The 16,937-nt window shown below is 69.6% G+C and carries 16 protein-coding genes; 14 read left to right on the top strand and 2 right to left on the bottom strand.

All coding sequences use genetic code 11. The annotated features are described in order from the left end of the window. Position 1 precedes the first annotated feature (1 nt). Positions 2-424, bottom strand: a complete 423-nt coding sequence (locus K883_RS03570) for a metallopeptidase family protein (RefSeq protein WP_008259803.1) — start codon at positions 422-424, stop codon at positions 2-4. A 201-nt stretch (positions 425-625) separates the two neighbouring features. Here K883_RS03570 and K883_RS03565 point away from each other — a divergent pair, with 201 nt between their 5' ends. From K883_RS03565 to manA, 4 genes are all read left to right on the top strand, one after another. Beyond that, the gene (locus tag K883_RS03565; protein ID WP_197095494.1) at positions 626-1,072 is read left to right on the top strand and encodes a DUF3499 domain-containing protein; all 447 of its coding nucleotides are present in this window, start codon (positions 626-628) and stop codon (positions 1,070-1,072) included. Positions 1,073-1,154: 82 nt separating this feature from the next. Beyond that, the gene (locus K883_RS03560; protein ID WP_036453736.1) at positions 1,155-2,552 is read left to right on the top strand and encodes a phosphomannomutase/phosphoglucomutase; all 1,398 of its coding nucleotides are present in this window, start codon (positions 1,155-1,157) and stop codon (positions 2,550-2,552) included. Next, a complete protein-coding gene (locus tag K883_RS03555; RefSeq protein ID WP_036453733.1) occupies positions 2,549-3,661 on the top strand; it encodes a hypothetical protein in 1,113 nt (370 codons plus the stop codon). The genes K883_RS03560 and K883_RS03555 overlap by 4 nt, the downstream gene beginning before the upstream one ends. Before the next feature lie 8 nt (positions 3,662-3,669). Next, positions 3,670-4,896 (top strand): mannose-6-phosphate isomerase, class I, encoded by a 1,227-nt coding sequence (manA, locus tag K883_RS03550; RefSeq protein WP_008259799.1) that lies wholly within the window; start codon positions 3,670-3,672, stop codon positions 4,894-4,896. 3 nt (positions 4,897-4,899) lie between these two features. On the opposite strand, the gene K883_RS03545 is transcribed toward manA, so the two are convergent. Continuing rightward, entirely contained in the window at positions 4,900-6,366 is a 1,467-nt protein-coding gene (locus tag K883_RS03545) for an FAD-dependent oxidoreductase (protein ID WP_231504902.1), read from the bottom strand. 99 nt (positions 6,367-6,465) lie between these two features. On the opposite strand from K883_RS03545, the gene K883_RS03540 reads away from it, so the two are divergent. From K883_RS03540 to lpqB, 10 genes are all read left to right on the top strand, one after another. Continuing rightward, entirely contained in the window at positions 6,466-7,983 is a 1,518-nt protein-coding gene (locus K883_RS03540) for an APC family permease (RefSeq protein ID WP_008259797.1), read from the top strand. A 102-nt stretch (positions 7,984-8,085) separates the two neighbouring features. Further along, positions 8,086-9,333: an alkane 1-monooxygenase gene (locus K883_RS03535; protein ID WP_008259796.1), complete on the top strand. Its 1,248-nt coding sequence runs from the start codon at positions 8,086-8,088 to the stop codon at positions 9,331-9,333. Next, a complete protein-coding gene (locus K883_RS03530; protein WP_008259795.1) occupies positions 9,330-9,509 on the top strand; it encodes a rubredoxin in 180 nt (59 codons plus the stop codon). Before K883_RS03535 ends, K883_RS03530 begins: the two co-directional genes overlap by 4 nt. Beyond that, positions 9,506-9,691 (top strand): rubredoxin, encoded by a 186-nt coding sequence (locus tag K883_RS03525; protein ID WP_008259794.1) that lies wholly within the window; start codon positions 9,506-9,508, stop codon positions 9,689-9,691. Before K883_RS03530 ends, K883_RS03525 begins: the two co-directional genes overlap by 4 nt. A 77-nt stretch (positions 9,692-9,768) precedes the next feature. Then, complete coding sequence (locus K883_RS03520) at positions 9,769-10,365, top strand: TetR family transcriptional regulator AlkX (RefSeq protein WP_009957362.1); 597 nt, start codon at positions 9,769-9,771, stop codon at positions 10,363-10,365. A 119-nt stretch (positions 10,366-10,484) separates the two neighbouring features. Further along, entirely contained in the window at positions 10,485-11,957 is a 1,473-nt protein-coding gene (gene ahcY, locus K883_RS03515) for an adenosylhomocysteinase (RefSeq protein ID WP_008259773.1), read from the top strand. Between the two features lie 89 nt (positions 11,958-12,046). Continuing rightward, positions 12,047-12,679: a dTMP kinase gene (locus K883_RS03510; RefSeq protein WP_036453731.1), complete on the top strand. Its 633-nt coding sequence runs from the start codon at positions 12,047-12,049 to the stop codon at positions 12,677-12,679. Positions 12,680-12,759: 80 nt separating this feature from the next. Further along, a complete protein-coding gene (gene mtrA, locus K883_RS03505) occupies positions 12,760-13,446 on the top strand; it encodes a two-component system response regulator MtrA (RefSeq protein WP_007168097.1) in 687 nt (228 codons plus the stop codon). A gap of 13 nt (positions 13,447-13,459) precedes the next feature. Continuing rightward, positions 13,460-15,160, top strand: coding sequence for an MtrAB system histidine kinase MtrB (gene mtrB / locus K883_RS03500; RefSeq protein WP_008259762.1), 1,701 nt, complete (start codon positions 13,460-13,462; stop codon positions 15,158-15,160). After that, on the top strand, positions 15,160-16,914 hold the full coding sequence (lpqB, locus tag K883_RS03495) for an MtrAB system accessory lipoprotein LpqB (protein WP_162288424.1): 1,755 nt from the start codon (positions 15,160-15,162) through the stop codon (positions 16,912-16,914). Before mtrB ends, lpqB begins: the two co-directional genes overlap by 1 nt. Positions 16,915-16,937: the final 23 nt, after the last annotated feature.

Here is a 16,937-nt window from a genome sequence, read left to right as displayed (position 1 = left end):
GTTATTCGTCGTCGATCGTCGGATCGATGACCGATGGCTCAACGTCGAGATAGATGGCGACCTGGGCCACCAGGATTTCGTGCAGCAAGTCGCCGAGTTCGATGGTGTCCTTAGCCCGTCGCTCAATTGGCTTGCGGAACAAGACAATTCGCGCCCGCGTGGAGTTGCCGCGGATGTCGACACCGGCCGGGATCAACCGGGCCAGGGGGATCGGCCCGTCGGCGATCACCTCGGCCGGCCACTGCACGCTGTCGGGATCCTTGGCCGCGATCCGCGGAATCTCATCGACCGCCACGTCGAGGTCGGCCAGCCGGTCCTGCCAGCTCCGCTCGATGGGCTCGTAGGCCTCCAGCACCGCCATGTCGAACCGCTCGGCGCGGCTGCGCCACCCCGGCACGCTGGGGGGCAGCAACGCCCCGCGCATCTCGCGACCCCGGCGGAACCGTCGATGGCCGGCCGGCCGGCGCGGAGCCGATCCGTCCGAAAACCGATCTCTTCGCGGGGAGCTGCGCGAATCGCCGCGGGATTCACTCATCGGGCCGATGGTAACGGTTGGACATCGGCGGCCGTCCGGTTGCGCGTGTCCGGCGCTTCGGCGGCGTTTGCGCACGATAGCCTTTCGAGCGTGAACGTTCCCCGTCGCTGTTGCCGGCCCGGGTGCCCGCACTACGCCGTGGCGACCCTAACGTTCGTCTATTCGGACTCGACGGCAGTCGTCGGCCCGCTGGCGACCGCTCGGGAACCGCACTCCTGGGATCTGTGCGTCAACCACGCCGGCCGCATCACCGCCCCCCGCGGATGGGAGCTGGTGCGCCATGCCGGCCCCCTGCCCACCCACCCCGACGAGGACGACCTGGTCGCCCTGGCCGACGCCGTCCGCGAAGGAGGTTCGGGGGATCGCGGCGCGCCGTACGGCGGCGCCCCAACGCCCGTGAACGGCTTCGCCGACTCGCGCCTCCGTCATGGCGGCACCCAGGCCACCGCGCCCAGCAGCAGCGTGCTCGCCCCGCCGGAGCATCGGTCCGGAAGGCGCCGCGGGCACCTGCGCGTGTTGCCCGATCCCAGCGACTAGGCGAATCCGCCCGCACCGCGGCTCGTGTTCTCTTCGGCCCGATAGGCTGACGGCCAAGAGTTCACGTCGTCAGGAGTCCCGCATGTCTCGGCCCGCCGCGACTGTCCACCGTGTCGTCAAGGCGTACGACGTGCGTGGTCTAGTCGGCGAAGAGCTCGACCAGCCGCTGGTCACCGATCTGGGCGCAGCCTTCGCCAGACTGATGCGCGCCGAGGGCGCCCGCCAAGTCGTGATCGGCCACGACATGCGCGACAGTTCGCCCACCCTGGCGGCCGCCTTCGCCGCCGGCGTCACCGGCCAGGGCCTCGACGTCGTGCGCGTCGGTCTGGCGTCCACCGATCAGCTCTACTTCGCCTCCGGGTTGCTGGACTGCCCGGGCGCGATGTTCACCGCGAGCCATAACCCCGCCGCCTACAACGGAATCAAGCTCTGCCGGGCGGGGGCCAAACCGGTCGGCGCCGAGAGCGGATTGCGCGTCATCGCCGACGACGTCATCGCCGGCGTGCAGCGCCACGACGGCCCACCCGGCACGGTCTCCGACCGCGACGTGCTGGCCGACTACGGGCAATACCTGCGGTCCCTGGTGGACACCTCGGGCCTGCGCCCGCTGCGCGTGGCCGTCGACGCCGGCAACGGCATGGCCGGCCTGACCACCCCCGCGGTGCTCGGCCCGATCGGCTCGATCACGTTGTTGCCGTTGTACTTCGAGCTCGACGGCTCCTTCCCCAATCACGAGGCCAACCCGCTCGAACCCGCCAATCTGGTCGATTTGCAAAATTTCGTCCGCGCCGTCGGTGCTGATATAGGGCTGGCCTTCGACGGGGACGCCGACCGCTGCTTCGTGGTCGACGAACGCGGCAACCCCGTGTCGCCGTCGACGGTGACCAGCCTGGTGGCCGCGCGCGAGCTGGGCCGCGAGATCGGCGCGACGATCATCCACAACGTGATCACCTCGCGCGCGGTGCCCGAACTGGTGAGCGAGCGCGGCGGCACACCGCTGCGCTCGCGGGTGGGCCACTCCTATATCAAGGCGCTGATGGCCGACACCGGCGCGATCTTCGGCGGCGAACATTCGGCCCACTACTACTTCCGCGACTTCTGGGGCGCCGACTCCGGAATGCTGGCCGCGCTGTACGTGCTTGCCGCGCTCGGCGAGCAGGACCGCCCGCTGTCCGAGCTGACCGCGGACTACCAGCGCTACGAATCCTCCGGCGAGATCAACTTCACCGTGGCCGACGCCGCGCAGTGCACCGAGGCGGTGCTGAGATCGTTCGGCACCCGCATCCACTCCCTCGATCACGTGGACGGCGTGACGGTCGACCTGGGCGACGGCAACTGGTTCAACCTGCGCAGCTCGAACACCGAGCCGCTGCTGCGGCTCAACGTGGAGGGCCGCACCGCCGAGGACGTCGGCGCCGTGGTCGCCCAGATCAGCGCCGAAATCGCCGCGCAGACCCCGCGCGCGGAGGCCGCCCCGTGAACGCCACCCAGGCAATCGATCTCGAAGACACCGACGGCCTGCTGACCGCCGACCGCGACGGCCTGCTGCGGGCGGCGTCGTCGGCCGGCGCGCAGGTGCGTGCGATCGTCACCGCGGTCGAGGAGGGCGCGCTGGACCCGTTGCGCGCCGAGGACCGGCCGCGCAGCGTGATCTGGGTGTCGGGCCGCGGCACCGCCGAGACCGCCGGGGCGATCCTGGCCGCGACGTTGAATTCGGTGGCGTCCCAGCCGTTCACGCTGGCCGGCGAGGCACCCCCGTGGGTGGGGCCGCTCGACGTGCTGATCGTCGCGGGTGACGACCCCGGCGACCCCGCGCTCGTCGCCGCCGCCGCGACCGGGGTGCGCCGTGGCGCGCGGGTCGTGGTGGCCGCGCCCTACGAGGGTCCGTTGCGCGACGCCACGGCCGGGCACGCGGCGGTGCTGGCGCCCCGGCTGGGGGTTCCCGACGAATTCGGGCTGTGCCGGTATCTGGCCGCCGGGCTCGCCGTGGTGCACGCCGTCGACCCACGGCCCAGCGTGGACCTGGCGTTGCTCGCCGACGAGCTCGACACCGAGGCGCTGCGCAACAGCGCCGCCCGCGAGCTGTTCACCAATCCGGCCAAGCTGCTGGCCGCGCGCATCGCCGACCGCCAGATCGCGCTGGCCGGCGACGGCGCCGCGACGCTGGCCCTGGCCCGGCACGGCAGCTCGGTGCTGCTGCGGATCGCGAACCAGGTCACCCCGGCCACCGGGCTGGCGGACGCGGTGGTCGCCCTGCGCGCCGCGGCCTCGTCCGGTTTCGGGGGCGGCATCGCCGATCCGGACGCCGCCCTGTTCCACGACGAGGAGATCGACGGGCCGCTGCCGCCGCGGCTGCGGGTGCTGGCGATCATCCTGGCGGCCGAGCAGACGGTGGTGGCCGCCCGGACGGCCGGGCTCGACGACGTGTACCTGCTCGCCGCCGAGGATGTGCCCGACGGACCCGGCGGCTCGGCCGGCTCCGGTGTTTCGCCTGCGCTGGGGGGTCCCGGTCGCGTCGAGCAGCAGCTGGCAGTATTAGCCGTCCGGCTGGAGATGGCCGCGGTTTACATGCGACTGGTGCGGGGATAAATAGAACAGTGGAACTGCTTCGCGGGGCCTTGAGAACGTACGCGTGGGGTTCGCGTACCGCGATCGCCGAGTTCACCGAACGTCCGGTGCCGGCGGCGCATCCGGAGGCCGAGCTCTGGTTCGGCGCCCACCCGGGCGACCCGGCCTGGCTGGAAACCGACAACGGTGAGATCACGTTGCTCGAGGCGCTCGACGCCGACCCCGAGGGCCAGCTCGGCCCCGGGTCGCGGGCCCGCTTCGGGGACGTGCTGCCGTTCCTCGTCAAGGTGCTGGCCGCCGACGAGCCGCTGTCGCTGCAGGCGCACCCGAGCGCCGCGCAGGCGGCCGAGGGCTACCTGCGCGAGGAGCGGGTCGGCATCCCGCTGACCTCGCCGGTGCGCAACTATCGGGACACCTCGCACAAGCCGGAGCTGCTGGTGGCGCTGCACCCGTTCGAGGCGCTCGCGGGCTTCCGCCAGGTGTCGCGCACCGTCGAGCTGCTGCGGGCCCTGGCGGTCTCCGACCTCGACCCCTTCATCGATCTGCTGAACGACCAGTCCGACGCCGACGGCCTGCGCGCGCTGTTCACCACGTGGATCACCGCCCCGCAGCCCGACATCGACGTGCTGGTGCCCGCCGTGCTGGACGGCGCGATCGCGTACCTCAGTTCGGGGGCAACCGAATTCGCGGCCGAGGCCAAGACGGTGCTCGAGCTCGGCGAGCGCTATCCCGGCGACGCCGGCGTGCTGGCGGCGTTGCTGCTCAACCGCGTCAGCCTGGGCCCGGGTGAGGCCATCTTCGTGTCGGCCGGCAACCTGCACACCTACCTGCGGGGTTTCGCGGTGGAGGTGATGGCCAACTCCGACAACGTGTTACGGGGTGGGCTGACCCCCAAGCACGTCGACGTGCCCGAGCTGCTGCGGGTCCTGGACTTCGCGCCCACCACCGAGGAGCAGTTGCGGCCGCACATCCGCCGCGAGGGCTTCGGGCTGATCTATGAGACGCCGACCGACGAGTTCGCCGTCGCGCTGCTGGACCTCGAAGACGAGTACGTCGGCCACGAGGTGGATGCGACGTGCAGCCACGACGGCCCGCAGATCCTGTTGTGCATCCAGGGTTCCACGACGGTGCACGGCAAGTCCGGCTCGCTGACGCTCAAGCGGGGGATGGCCGCGTGGGTGGCGGCCGACGACGCCCCGATCCGGCTGGTCGCGCACGAGCCGAGCAAGTTGTTCAGGGCGACGGTAGGGCTGTAGCGGCTAGGACTGATGGTGGCGACCCGCAGCGCCCGGCTGGTGCCGAGCGCGGCGACCCGCTTCGCCCGGCTCCGCCGCGCTTGCGGTCGCCGCGGCCGCGTTTGCGGTCGCCACGCGCCGCTGCCTGACCGCCTGACGACGCTCGCCTAACCACAGGCGCGCGTTGTGCGCGATGGCGCGGCCGATGATCCGCGGCGGCGGCACCATGTAGAGGCTGTCCAGCAGGGAGAACCGGCGCAAAAACCATTCCGCCAGAACGGGTTCGGTTTCGGCGGCGCCGAGGAATTGGTCGAACAGCGCGCCGGAGGGCCGCCACCACCAGGGAATCGGCCCCTTCGTGCCGGCGTGGTGGAAGGTGATGTCGCCGATGGCGTTCATCATCCACACCGGGAAGGTGCTCCTGGCGGTGGCGCGGTGCAGCGTCGCGGCGAGTTGATCGTCGGGGCCTTGCAGCGCGCGGCGCAGATGGCCGGCCTGCAGGGAGGTCATCGTCATGCCCTGGCCGAAGGTCGGATTGAAGCTGGCCACCGCGTCGCCGAAGGCGATGATGCCGCCGGGGAAGCGCTCCAGTTTGTCGTAGCGGCGCCACCGGCTGGCCGGGAACGCGTGGAAGGCCGGATCGCCTAGCGGCTCGGCCTGTGCCAGCGCCACGCTGAAGCGGCCCGGAAGCAGCTGCCCGGCCAGACCCAGCATTTCGGGAAACGTTCTCGGCGGTTTGACGTCGGCCACGCCGAACGTGGTCAGGACCCAGGTGCCGTCCTCGTAGCACAGCATGCCCAGCCCCAGGGACTGGTCGTGGGAGGCGCCGGCGACGACGACCTTCTCTGCGATCAGCCCGTCGGGAATGCGGAACTGCTGGGTGGCGTAGTTGATGCCGATGTCGACGGCCTGTTCGACGGGGCGCGCAAAACCCCACTGCGCCAACCACACCGGCAGCCGGGTACCCCGCCCCGCCGCGTCGACGACGAGGTCCGCGCCGACGAATTCCGGCTCCCCGCCGTCGGGATCGGCCGGATCCACCAGCGCACCGGTCACCCGTTGTCGCGCGGGGTCGAACCGCGGTTCGGCCACCGAGCGCCGCACGATGGTGACGTTGTCGAGGTCGTGAACCCGTTTGCGCAACTGCCATTCCAGGTGCGGCCGGCTCGGCACGTAGGCGGTGAATTCGTCGCGCAGGGTTTGCCCCGTGCCCAGGACGTGGCCCGCCGCGCCGAGGTGGATGCAGTCGGGCCGGTTCTTCAGCTTCGGCACGCCCGCGGCCACCATGTCGTCGAGCAGGCCGGGAAAGAGGTTCTCGAATTCGATCGCGCCGCGCGCCATCAACATGTGCAGGTGCCGGTCCTGGGGGACCGTCGCCCGGTTCGCCGGGAAGGCCGGCAACTCGTCGCGCTCGTAGACGGTGACCCGCGAATACGCGTCCGACAGCACCCGCGCGGCGCACAGCCCGGCGATGCTCCCCCCGATGACCAGCGCGTGGTCCCGCGCGTCTGCTTTGCTGTCCGGCATCTGGGGGGAGTACCCAGTACTGTGTCGGACCAATGGCTCCCAGCGTTGGGAAAGGGCGGTTGCATGGCCAATCGGTGGCGCACGAAGTCGGTGGAACAGTCGATCGCCGACACCGACGAGCCGGACACCAAGTTGCGCAAGGACCTGACCATGTGGGACCTGGTCGTCTTCGGCGTCGCGGTGGTGATCGGCGCCGGCATCTTCACGGTCACCGCGTCGACGACCGGCGACATCACCGGGCCGTCCATCTGGCTGTCGTTCGTGATCGCGGCGGGCACCTGCGCGCTCGCGGCGCTGTGTTACGCCGAGTTCGCCTCGACGCTGCCGGTGGCCGGTAGCGCCTATACCTTCTCGTATGCGACCTTCGGTGAGTTCTTGGCCTGGATCATCGGCTGGAACCTGCTGCTGGAATTGGCGATCGGCGCCGCCGTGGTGGCCAAGGGCTGGTCGAGCTACCTGGGCACCGTGTTCGGGTTCGCCGGTGGCACAGCCGAATTCGGATCGGCCCAGGTCGACTGGGGCGCGCTGGTGATCGTCGCGGGGGTGGCGACGCTGATCGCGTTGGGCACCAAGCTGTCGTCGAGGTTCTCCGCGGTGGTCACCGGCATCAAGGTGTCGGTCGTGCTGTTCGTCGTGGTGGTCGGGGTCTTCTACATCAAGCGCGCCAACTATTCGCCGTTCGTTCCCAAACCGGAGGCCAGCAGCGAGGCCAAGGGCATCGACCAATCGGTCTTGTCGTTGCTGACGGGGGCGCACAGCAGCCACTACGGCTGGTACGGCGTGTTGGCGGGGGCGTCCATCGTCTTCTTCGCGTTCATCGGATTCGACATCGTGGCCACCATGGCCGAGGAGACCAAGCATCCGCAGCGCGACGTCCCCCGCGGGATCCTGGCGTCGCTGGGCATCGTGACCCTGCTCTACGTCGCGGTCGCGGTCGTGCTGTCGGGCATGGTGTCCTACACGCAGCTCAAGACGGTCCCGGGCCGCGGGCAGGCCAACCTGGCGACCGCCTTCACCGCGAACGGCATTCACTGGGCCAGCAAGATCATCTCGATCGGCGCGCTCGCGGGGCTGACCACCGTGGTGATGGTGCTGATGCTCGGCCAGTGCCGGGTGCTGTTCGCGATGGCGCGCGACGGGCTGTTGCCGCGCTCGCTGGCCAAGACCGGTTCGCGGGGCACCCCGGTGCGGATCACCGTGCTGGTCGCCCTGGTGGTGGCCGTGACCGCTTCGGTGTTCCCCATCACCAAGCTCGAGGAGATGGTCAACGTGGGCACGCTGTTCGCGTTCGTCCTGGTCTCCGCCGGCGTGATCGTGCTGCGCCGGACCCGGCCGGACTTGGAGCGCGGTTTCAAGGCGCCGTGGGTGCCGCTGCTTCCGATCGCCTCGATCGCGGCCTGCGTGTGGCTGATGCTCAACCTCACCGCGCTCACCTGGGTCCGGTTCGGGGTCTGGCTGGTGGTCGGCACGGCGATCTACGTCGGCTACGGCTACCGGCATTCGGTGCAGGGCGAGCGGGAGGCGGTGGCGCCCGAGCCGAGCGACTCGCTCGAGGCGGACCCGAACAGCCCGGTGCCGTAGCGGCGGCGGGTTTACAAAATCATGGTGTTTGTCTAGACAGGAGACGCAAACGCCGGTATTGTCCAATCTCAACGTGGTGTGACTCACAAGGAGGTTGGGCAGATGACCACACTCGAACCGCAGGTAGAACAGGCAGCCGGCGCGCCCGCGTGGCGGGACAAGAAGCGCCGACTCTGGCTGATGGGGCTGATCGCGCCGACGGCGTTGTTCGTGATGCTGCCGCTCGTCTGGGCGCTGAACCGGCTCGGCTGGCACGCCGCCGCGCAGGCGCCGCTGTGGATCGGGCCGATCCTGCTCTACGTCCTGCTGCCGATCCTGGACCTGCGCTTTGGGCCCGACGGGCAGAACCCGCCCGACGAGGTGATGGAGCGCCTCGAGAACGACAGGTACTACCGCTACTGCACCTACGCGTTCCTGCCGTTCCAGTACCTCAGCGTGGTCTTCGGCGCCTACCTGTTCACCGCGTCGAACCTGAGCTGGCTCGGCTTCGACGGGCCGCTGGGATGGGCGGGCAAGCTCGGCGTGGCGCTGTCGGTCGGGGTGCTGGGCGGCGTCGGCATCAACACCGCCCACGAGATGGGCCACAAGAAGGATTCGCTGGAGCGCTGGCTGTCCAAGATCACGCTGGCGCAGACCTGCTACGGCCACTTCTACATCGAGCACAACCGCGGCCACCACGTGCGGGTCGCCACCCCGGAGGATCCCGCGTCGTCGCGCTTCGGGGAAACCTTCTGGGAGTTCTTGCCGCGCAGCGTCTTCGGGAGCCTGCGCTCGTCGCTGCGGCTGGAGGCCCAGCGGATTCGCCGGCTGGGCAAGAATCCCTGGAACCCCCTCACCTACCCGTCCAACGACGTGCTCAACGCCTGGGCCATGTCGGTGGTGCTGTGGGGGATCCTGATCGCGGTCTTCGGCCCGGCGCTGATCCCGTTCGTGATCGTCCAGGCGGTCTTCGGCTTCAGCCTGCTCGAGGCGGTCAACTACCTCGAGCACTACGGCCTTCTGCGGCAACAGAATTCGAGCGGCCGCTACGAGCGGTGCACCCCCGCGCACAGCTGGAACTCCGACCACGTGGTGACCAACCTGTTCCTGTATCACCTGCAGCGGCACAGCGATCACCACGCCAACCCGACGCGGCGCTACCAGACGCTGCGCAGCCTGGACGGCTCGCCCAACCTGCCCAGCGGGTACGCGTCGATGATCTCGCTCACGTACTTCCCGCCGCTGTGGCGCAAGGTCATGGACCACCGGGTGCTGGCGCACTACGACGGTGACATCACCCGGGTCAACATCCAGCCGCGGCTCCGCGAGAAGCTGCTGGCGCGCTACGGGGCCCAGGAGGCCCGCGCATGACCGCCTACCGCTGCCCAGGCTGCGACTACATCTACGACGAGGCGAAAGGCGCTCCGCGGGAAGGCTTTCCGCCGGGCACGCCCTTCAGCGACATTCCCGACGACTGGTGCTGCCCCGATTGCGCGGTGCGCGAGAAGGTCGATTTCGAAACCAGCCCGATAGGAGTGAACCGATGAGCGAGGACTACAAGCTTTTCGTCTGCGTCCAATGCGGATTCGAGTACGACGAGGCGAAGGGGTGGCCGGAGGACGGCATCGCGCCCGGAACCCGGTGGGCCGACATCCCGGAGGACTGGAGCTGCCCGGATTGCGGCGCGGCCAAAACCGACTTCGAGATGGTGGAGATCGCCCGTTCGTGATTCCTTCGGCCGCCACCGCCAGTAGCGAAAGAGCCGATTTCGGCTTGCGAGCCACTATTGTCGCGCCTGTGAAGCGGATGCCGTACGCCGAGGCGTCGCGCGCCCTGCTGCGTGACTCGGTGCTCGACGCGATGCGCGAGGAGCTGCTGACCCGGGACTGGTCGGCCATCACCCTGTCCGACGTGGCCCGCGCCGCGGGCATCAGCCGGCAGACCATCTACAACGAGTTCGGCTCGCGGCAGGGGCTGGCGCAGGGATACGGCCTGCGCCTGGCCGACCGCCTGGTCGACGCCGTCAACGCCGCGCTGGGTGCCCACGTCGGCGACATTTATGCGGCGTTCCTGCAGGGCTTCCGCGACCTGTTCACCGAGCTGTCGGCCGATCCGCTGGTGATCTCGCTGCTGACCGGCGTCGCCAAGCCGGACCTGCTGCAGATCATCACCACCGGCAGCGCGCCCATCATCACGCGGGCCTCCGAGCGGCTGACCACCGCGCTCACGCACAGCTGGGTGGCCACCAGCGACGAGGATGCCGGCGTGCTGGCGCGCGCCATCGTGCGGCTGGCGCTGAGCTATGTGTCGATGCCGCCCGAGGCCGACCACGACGTGGCCGCCGACCTGGCGCGGCTGATGACCCCGTTCGCCGAGCGGCACGGCGTCGTCAAGGTTCCCTGAACGTTCCCTGGCCCGTGCGGCGCTCGGGCGCACGACTACAGTGGCGCAAGAACATACCTAAGCTAATTACCGCTTGGATCCGAGCGAGCCCCGAGACGGCAGAAAAAGGAAGAGAAGCCATGACGACGACCGAAAACGCACTCACCCCCGACGTTCGAAACGGCATCGACTTCAAGGTCGCCGATTTGTCGTTGGCGGATTACGGTCGCCGGGACATCGAGCTCTCCGAGCAGGAGATGCCCGGTCTGATGTCGCTGCGCCGCGAGTACCACGACGTGCAGCCGCTCAAGGGCGCGCGCATCTCGGGTTCGCTGCACATGACCGTGCAGACCGCGGTGCTGATCGAGACCCTCGTCGCGCTGGGCGCCGAGGTGCGGTGGGCGTCCTGCAACATCTTCTCCACCCAGGACCACGCCGCCGCGGCCGTCGTCGTCGGCCCGCACGGCACCCCCGAAGAACCCAAGGGTGTGCCGGTGTACGCGTGGAAGGGCGAGACGCTCGAGGAGTACTGGTGGGCGGCCGAGCAGGTGCTGACCTGGCCCGACGAGCCGGCCAACATGATCCTGGACGACGGCGGGGATGCCACCATGCTGGTGCTGCGCGGCGCGCAGTACGAGAAGGCCGGCGTGGTGCCGCCCGACGACGAGGACGACTCGACCGAGCACCGGGTGTTCCTCAACCTGCTGCGCAAGCGCTTCGAGACCGACAAGGACAAGTGGACCAAGATCGCCGCGTCGATCAAGGGCGTCTCGGAGGAGACCACCACCGGCGTGCTGCGGCTCTACCAGTTCGCCGCCGCCGGCGACCTCGCGTTCCCGGCGATCAACGTCAACGACTCGGTCACCAAATCCAAGTTCGACAACAAGTACGGCTGCCGGCACTCACTGATCGACGGCATCAACCGCGGCACCGACGTGCTGATCGGCGGCAAGAAGGTGCTGATCTGCGGCTACGGCGACGTCGGTAAGGGTTCGGCCGAGTCGGTGGCCGGCCAGGGCGCCCGGGTGACGGTCACCGAGATCGACCCGATCAACGCCCTGCAGGCGCTGATGGAGGGCTTCGACGTCAAGCGGGTGGAGGACGTGATCGGCGAAGCCGACATCATCATCACGACCACCGGCAACAAGGACATCATCACCCTCGAGCACATGAAGGCGATGAAGGACAAGGCGATCCTGGGCAACATCGGCCACTTCGACAACGAGATCCAGATCGCCCGGCTCGAGAAGTCCGGCGCCACCAAGACCAACATCCGCCCGCAGGTCGACCTGTGGACCTTCCCGGACACCGGCAAGTCGATCATCGTGCTCTCCGAGGGCCGGCTGCTGAACCTCGGCAACGCCACCGGGCACCCGTCGTTCGTGATGAGCAACAGCTTCTCCAACCAGGTCATCGCGCAGATCGAGCTGTGGACCAAGAACGACGAGTACGACAACGAGGTCTACCGGCTGCCCAAGCACCTCGACGAGAAGGTGGCCCGCATCCACGTCGAGGCGCTCGGTGGCAAGCTGACCAAGCTGACCAAGGAGCAGGCCGAGTACATCGGCGTCGACGTCGACGGCCCCTACAAGGCCGACCACTACCGCTACTGAGCCGGCTTTGGCCGAACGCCCGGCCAGCCGGGCGTTCGGCACCGAGTGCCCGGCCAGCCGGGCACTCGGCGAGGGATTAGGCTCGCGCCGTGCTGATCGCGATCGAAGGCGTCGACGGCGCCGGCAAGCGGACGTTAGCCGAAGGGTTGCTGTCCGCTTTCGAAGCGGCCGGGCGGTCGGTGGCCACGCTGGCCTTCCCGCGGTACGGGCAATCGGTGACCGCCGACATCGCGGCCGAGGCGCTGCACGGCGAGCACGGGGACCTGGCGTCCTCGGTCTACGCGATGGCGACCCTCTTCGCGCTCGACCGCGCCGCCGCGGTCGAGCAGCTCGAGGGGCTGCGCCGCGACCACGACGTGGTGATCATGGACCGTTACGTCGCGTCCAACGCGGCCTACACCGCCGCGCGCCTGCATCAGGACGCGGGCGGGCCGGCGGTGGCGTGGGTGCACGGCCTCGAATACCAGCGCCTGGGTCTGCCCGCGCCCGACTGGCAGGTGCTGCTGGCGGTGCCGGCCGAACTGGCCGGGCAGCGGGCGCGCAGCCGCGCCGCATCCGATCCGGGCCGGGCGCGCGACAGCTACGAACGCGACGACGAGCTCCAGCAACGCACCGGCGACGTCTACGCGGGGCTGGCGGCCGCGGGCTGGGGCGGCCCGTGGCGGGTCGTCGACAAAGACGTCGATCCGGGTGGTTTGGCCGCCAGTTTGATGGCCAGATAGCACAGATTTGTCACGATTCGGCCGTATCGGAGAAGAAACGCCCGTGTGGCGCCCGAGTTTTGTCCCGATCTGGTGACACCATGGACTCCATGAGGCAAAGGATTTTGGTCGTCGATGACGACGCTTCGCTAGCCGAGATGCTCACCATCGTGCTTCGTGGGGAGGGTTTCGACACTGCGGTCATCGGTGACGGCACCCAGGCCCTGACTGCGGTGCGCGAACTGCGCCCCGATCTGGTGTTGTTGGACCTGATGCTGCCCGGCATGAACGGCATCGACGTGTGTCGGGTGTTGCGCGCCGATTCCGGCGTGCCGATCGTGATGCTGACCGCCAAGACCGACACCGTCGACGTGGTCCTTGGCCTCGAGTCGGGCGCCGACGACTACATCATGAAGCCGTTCAAGCCCAAGGAGCTGGTGGCCCGGGTGCGGGCGCGGCTGCGGCGCAACGACGACGAGCCCGCCGAGATGCTCTCCATCGCCGATGTCGAGATCGACGTGCCCGCGCACAAGGTCACGCGCAACGGCGAACAGATCTCGCTGACCCCGCTGGAGTTCGACCTGCTGGTGGCGTTGGCGCGCAAACCGCGGCAGGTGTTTACTCGTGATGTGCTGCTCGAACAGGTGTGGGGCTATCGTCACCCGGCGGATACCCGCCTGGTGAACGTGCACGTCCAGCGTCTGCGGGCCAAGGTCGAGAAAGACCCTGAGAACCCGACCGTGGTGTTGACCGTTCGAGGAGTTGGGTACAAGGCCGGACCTCCGTGACCGGTAGGAACACGTGATCTGGGGCTCCCGGCGACGCACACGGAGCCGCTGGGGGCGCTCCGGCCCCATGACTCGCGGCATGGGCGCGGTGAGTCGGGCCGTCGCCATCGCCTGGCGCCGCTCGCTGCAGTTGCGGGTCGTCGCGCTGACGCTTGGGCTGTCGCTGGCGGTCATCCTGGCGCTCGGCTTCGTATTGACGTCTCAGGTCACCAATCGCGTGCTCGACGTCAAGGTCAAGGCCGCCATCGAGCAGATCGAGCGGGCGCGCACCACGGTCGGTGGGATCGTGAACGGCGAGGAGGCGCGCTCGCTGGACAGCAGCCTGCAGCTGGCCCGCAACACGCTGACGTCCAAGACCGACCAGGCCTCCGGCGCGGGGATGGCCGGCGCCTTCGACGCGGTGCTGATGGTGCCGGGCGACGGACCGCGCGCCGCGACCACGGCCGGTCCCGTCGACCAGGTGCCCAATTCCCTGCGCGGCTTCGTCAAGGCCGGGCAGGCGTCCTACCAGTACGCGACCGTGCACACCGACGGCTTCTCCGGACCGGCGCTGATCGTCGGCACCCCGGCGTCGTCTCAGGTGGCCAACCTGGAGCTGTACCTGATCTTCCCGCTGAAGAACGAGCAGGCCACCATCCAGCTGGTGCGCGGCACCATGATCACCGGCGGCGCGGTGCTGCTGGTGCTGCTGGCAGGGATCGCGCTGTTGGTGTCGCGGCAGGTGGTGGTGCCGGTGCGGTCGGCGTCGCGCATCGCCGAACGGTTCGCCGAGGGGCACCTGTCCGAACGGATGCCGGTGCGCGGCGAGGACGACATGGCGCGGCTGGCGATGTCGTTCAACGACATGGCCGAAAGCCTGTCGCGACAGATCACCCAATTGGAGGAGTTCGGTAACCTGCAGCGCCGCTTCACTTCTGACGTGAGCCACGAGCTGCGCACCCCGCTGACCACGGTGCGCATGGCCGCCGACCTGATCTATGACCACAGCGCGGACCTCGACCCGACGCTGGCGCGCTCCACCGAGCTGATGGTCAGCGAGCTGGACCGGTTCGAGTCGCTGCTCAACGACCTGCTGGAGATCTCCCGGCACGACGCCGGTGTCGCCGAGCTGTCCGTCGAGGCGGTCGACCTGCGCACCACCGTGCGCAGCGCGCTGAGCAACGTGGGGCATCTGGCCGAGGACGCCGGCATCGAACTGCAGGTGGATTTGCCGACGCACGAGGTGATCGCCGAGGTCGACACCCGCCGGGTGGAGCGGATCCTGCGCAACCTGATCGCCAACGCCATCGACCACGCCGAGCACAAGCCGGTCAAGATCCGGATGGGCGCCGACGAGGACACGGTCGCGGTCACCGTCCGCGACTACGGGGTCGGGCTGCGGCCGGGCGAGGAGAAGCTGGTCTTCAGCCGGTTCTGGCGCGCGGACCCCTCGCGGGTGCGCCGGTCCGGCGGCACCGGGCTCGGCCTGGCGATCAGCATCGAGGACGCGCGGCTGCACCAGGGCCGGCTGGAGGCGTGGGGCGAACCCGGCGACGGCTCGTGCTTCCGGCTGACGCTGCCGCTGGTCCGGGGCCATAAGGTCACCACCAGCCCGCTGCCCATGAAACCGATTCCGCAGCCTTCCCAGCCGGGTGGTCCCGCCCCGCAGGCCGGCGGGTCCGAGCGCAAGGAGCGTCCGCAGCGCCAGCGTGAGCACGCCGAGAGGACCCTGTGATGCGGCGCCTGCTGGGCCTGCTGATGCTGGCCGTCCTGCTGGCGGGCTGCGCCGGGGTGCCCAGCTCATCGGCGCCGCAGGCGATCGGCACCGTCGAGCGGCCGGCGCCGTCGAACCTGCCCAAGCCGACCCCGGGCATGGACCCCGACGTGCTGCTGCGCGAATTCCTCAAGGCCACAGCCGATCCGGCGAACCGGCACCTGGCCGCCCGCCAGTTCCTCACCCAGTCGGCATCCAATTCCTGGGACGACGCCGGCAGCGCGCTGCTGATCGACCACGTCGTATTCGTGGAAACCCGTGCTGCCGAACGTGTTTCGGCGACCATGCGGGCGGACATCCTGGGGTCGCTGTCCGACATGGGGGTGTTCGAAACCGCCGAGGGCGTGCTGCCCGATCCCGGGCCGATCGAATTGGTCAAGACCTCCGGCGGCTGGCGCATCGACCGCCTGCCCAACGGAGTCTTCCTGGACTGGCAACAGTTCCAGGCGACCTACAAACGCAATACCCTCTACTTCGCCGACCCGACCGGCAAGACCGTGGTCCCCGATCCGCGCTATGTCGCGGTGCCCGACCACGACCAGTTGGCGACCGAGCTGGTGTCCAAGCTGATCGCCGGGCCGCGGCCGGAGATGGCGCACACGGTCCGCAACCTGCTCGCCCCGCCGCTGCGGCTGCGCGGGCCGGTGACCCGGGCCGACGGCGGCAAGAGCGGGATCGGGCGCGGATATGGCGGGGCGCGCGTCGATCTGGAGAAGCTGTCCACCACCGACCCGCACAGCAGGCAATTGGTTGCGGCGCAGATCATTTGGACGCTGGCCCGCGCCGATATCCGGGGACCGTACGTGATCAACGCCGACGGCGCGCCGCTGGACGACCGGTTCCGCGACGGCTGGACCACCTCCGATGTCGCGGCCACCGATCCCGGCGTGGCCGACGGCGCGGGCGCCGGGCTGCACGCCCTGGTGAACGGCTCACTGGTGTCGCTGGACGGGCAGCACACCTCGATGGTGCCCGGCGCGTTCGGTCGCATGGGGGATCAGACCGGCGCCGCGTTGTCGCGCAGCGGCCGGGAGGTGGCGTCCGTGGTGACGCTGCACCGCGGCGCCCCGGACATGGCGGCCTCCTTGTGGATCGGTGATCTCGGCGCCGAGGCGGTGCAGTCCGCCGACGGGCACAGCCTGTCGCGGCCCACCTGGTCACTGGACGACGTGGTCTGGGTCGTGGTCGACGGGAACAACGTGCTCCGGGCGATCCAGGAGCCGGCGTCGGGGCAACCCGCGCGCATTCCGGTGGATTCGGTGGCGGTGGCCACCCGGTTCCCGGGGCCGATCACCGATTTGCAGCTGTCCCGCGACAGCACGCGGGCCGCGATGGTGATCGGCGGCCAGGTGATCCTCGCCAGCGTCGAGCAGACCCAGGCCGGCCAGTACGCCCTCACGTATCCACGCCGGCTGGGCTTCGGGTTGGGCAATTCGGTGGTGTCGCTGTCGTGGCGCACCGGCGAAGACATCGTGGTGACCCGCACCGACGCCAACCATCCGGTCTCGTACGTGAACATCGACGGGGTGAATTCCGATGCGCCGGCCCGCGGTCTGCAGATGCCGGTGACGACTGTGGTGGCCAGCCCGTCCACGGCCTACGTCGCGGGACCCGAAGGGGTGCTGCAGTATTCGCCGTCCGCCGACGGTCAGCAGGGCTGGTCGGACGTGCCCGGGCTGACGATTCCCGGCGCCGCGCCGGTGCTGCCGGGCTGACCGCGCGCCAGCGTCGGCGCCCT

The organism is Mycobacterium sp. TKK-01-0059 (genome assembly GCF_000709305.1).
Classification (GTDB): domain Bacteria; phylum Actinomycetota; class Actinomycetes; order Mycobacteriales; family Mycobacteriaceae; genus Mycobacterium; species Mycobacterium intracellulare.
Note: the sequence above shows the minus strand (reverse complement) of the source record. Positions and strands in the feature narration are given on the sequence as shown.

Excerpts from the sequence above, each read along its gene's own strand:
- ahcY (WP_008259773.1), top strand. The coding sequence starts at position 10,485 with ATGACGACGACCGAAAACGCACTCACCCCCGACGTTCGAAACGGCATC.
- K883_RS03570 (WP_008259803.1), bottom strand. The coding sequence starts at position 424 with ATGCGCGGGGCGTTGCTGCCCCCCAGCGTGCCGGGGTGGCGCAGCCGC.
- lpqB (WP_162288424.1), top strand. The coding sequence starts at position 15,160 with ATGCGGCGCCTGCTGGGCCTGCTGATGCTGGCCGTCCTGCTGGCGGGC.
- K883_RS03560 (WP_036453736.1), top strand. The coding sequence starts at position 1,155 with ATGTCTCGGCCCGCCGCGACTGTCCACCGTGTCGTCAAGGCGTACGAC.
- K883_RS03520 (WP_009957362.1), top strand. The coding sequence starts at position 9,769 with ATGCCGTACGCCGAGGCGTCGCGCGCCCTGCTGCGTGACTCGGTGCTC.
- K883_RS03525 (WP_008259794.1), top strand. The coding sequence starts at position 9,506 with ATGAGCGAGGACTACAAGCTTTTCGTCTGCGTCCAATGCGGATTCGAG.
- K883_RS03530 (WP_008259795.1), top strand. The coding sequence starts at position 9,330 with ATGACCGCCTACCGCTGCCCAGGCTGCGACTACATCTACGACGAGGCG.
- K883_RS03540 (WP_008259797.1), top strand. The coding sequence starts at position 6,466 with ATGGCCAATCGGTGGCGCACGAAGTCGGTGGAACAGTCGATCGCCGAC.
- K883_RS03535 (WP_008259796.1), top strand. The coding sequence starts at position 8,086 with ATGACCACACTCGAACCGCAGGTAGAACAGGCAGCCGGCGCGCCCGCG.
- mtrA (WP_007168097.1), top strand. The coding sequence starts at position 12,760 with ATGGACTCCATGAGGCAAAGGATTTTGGTCGTCGATGACGACGCTTCG.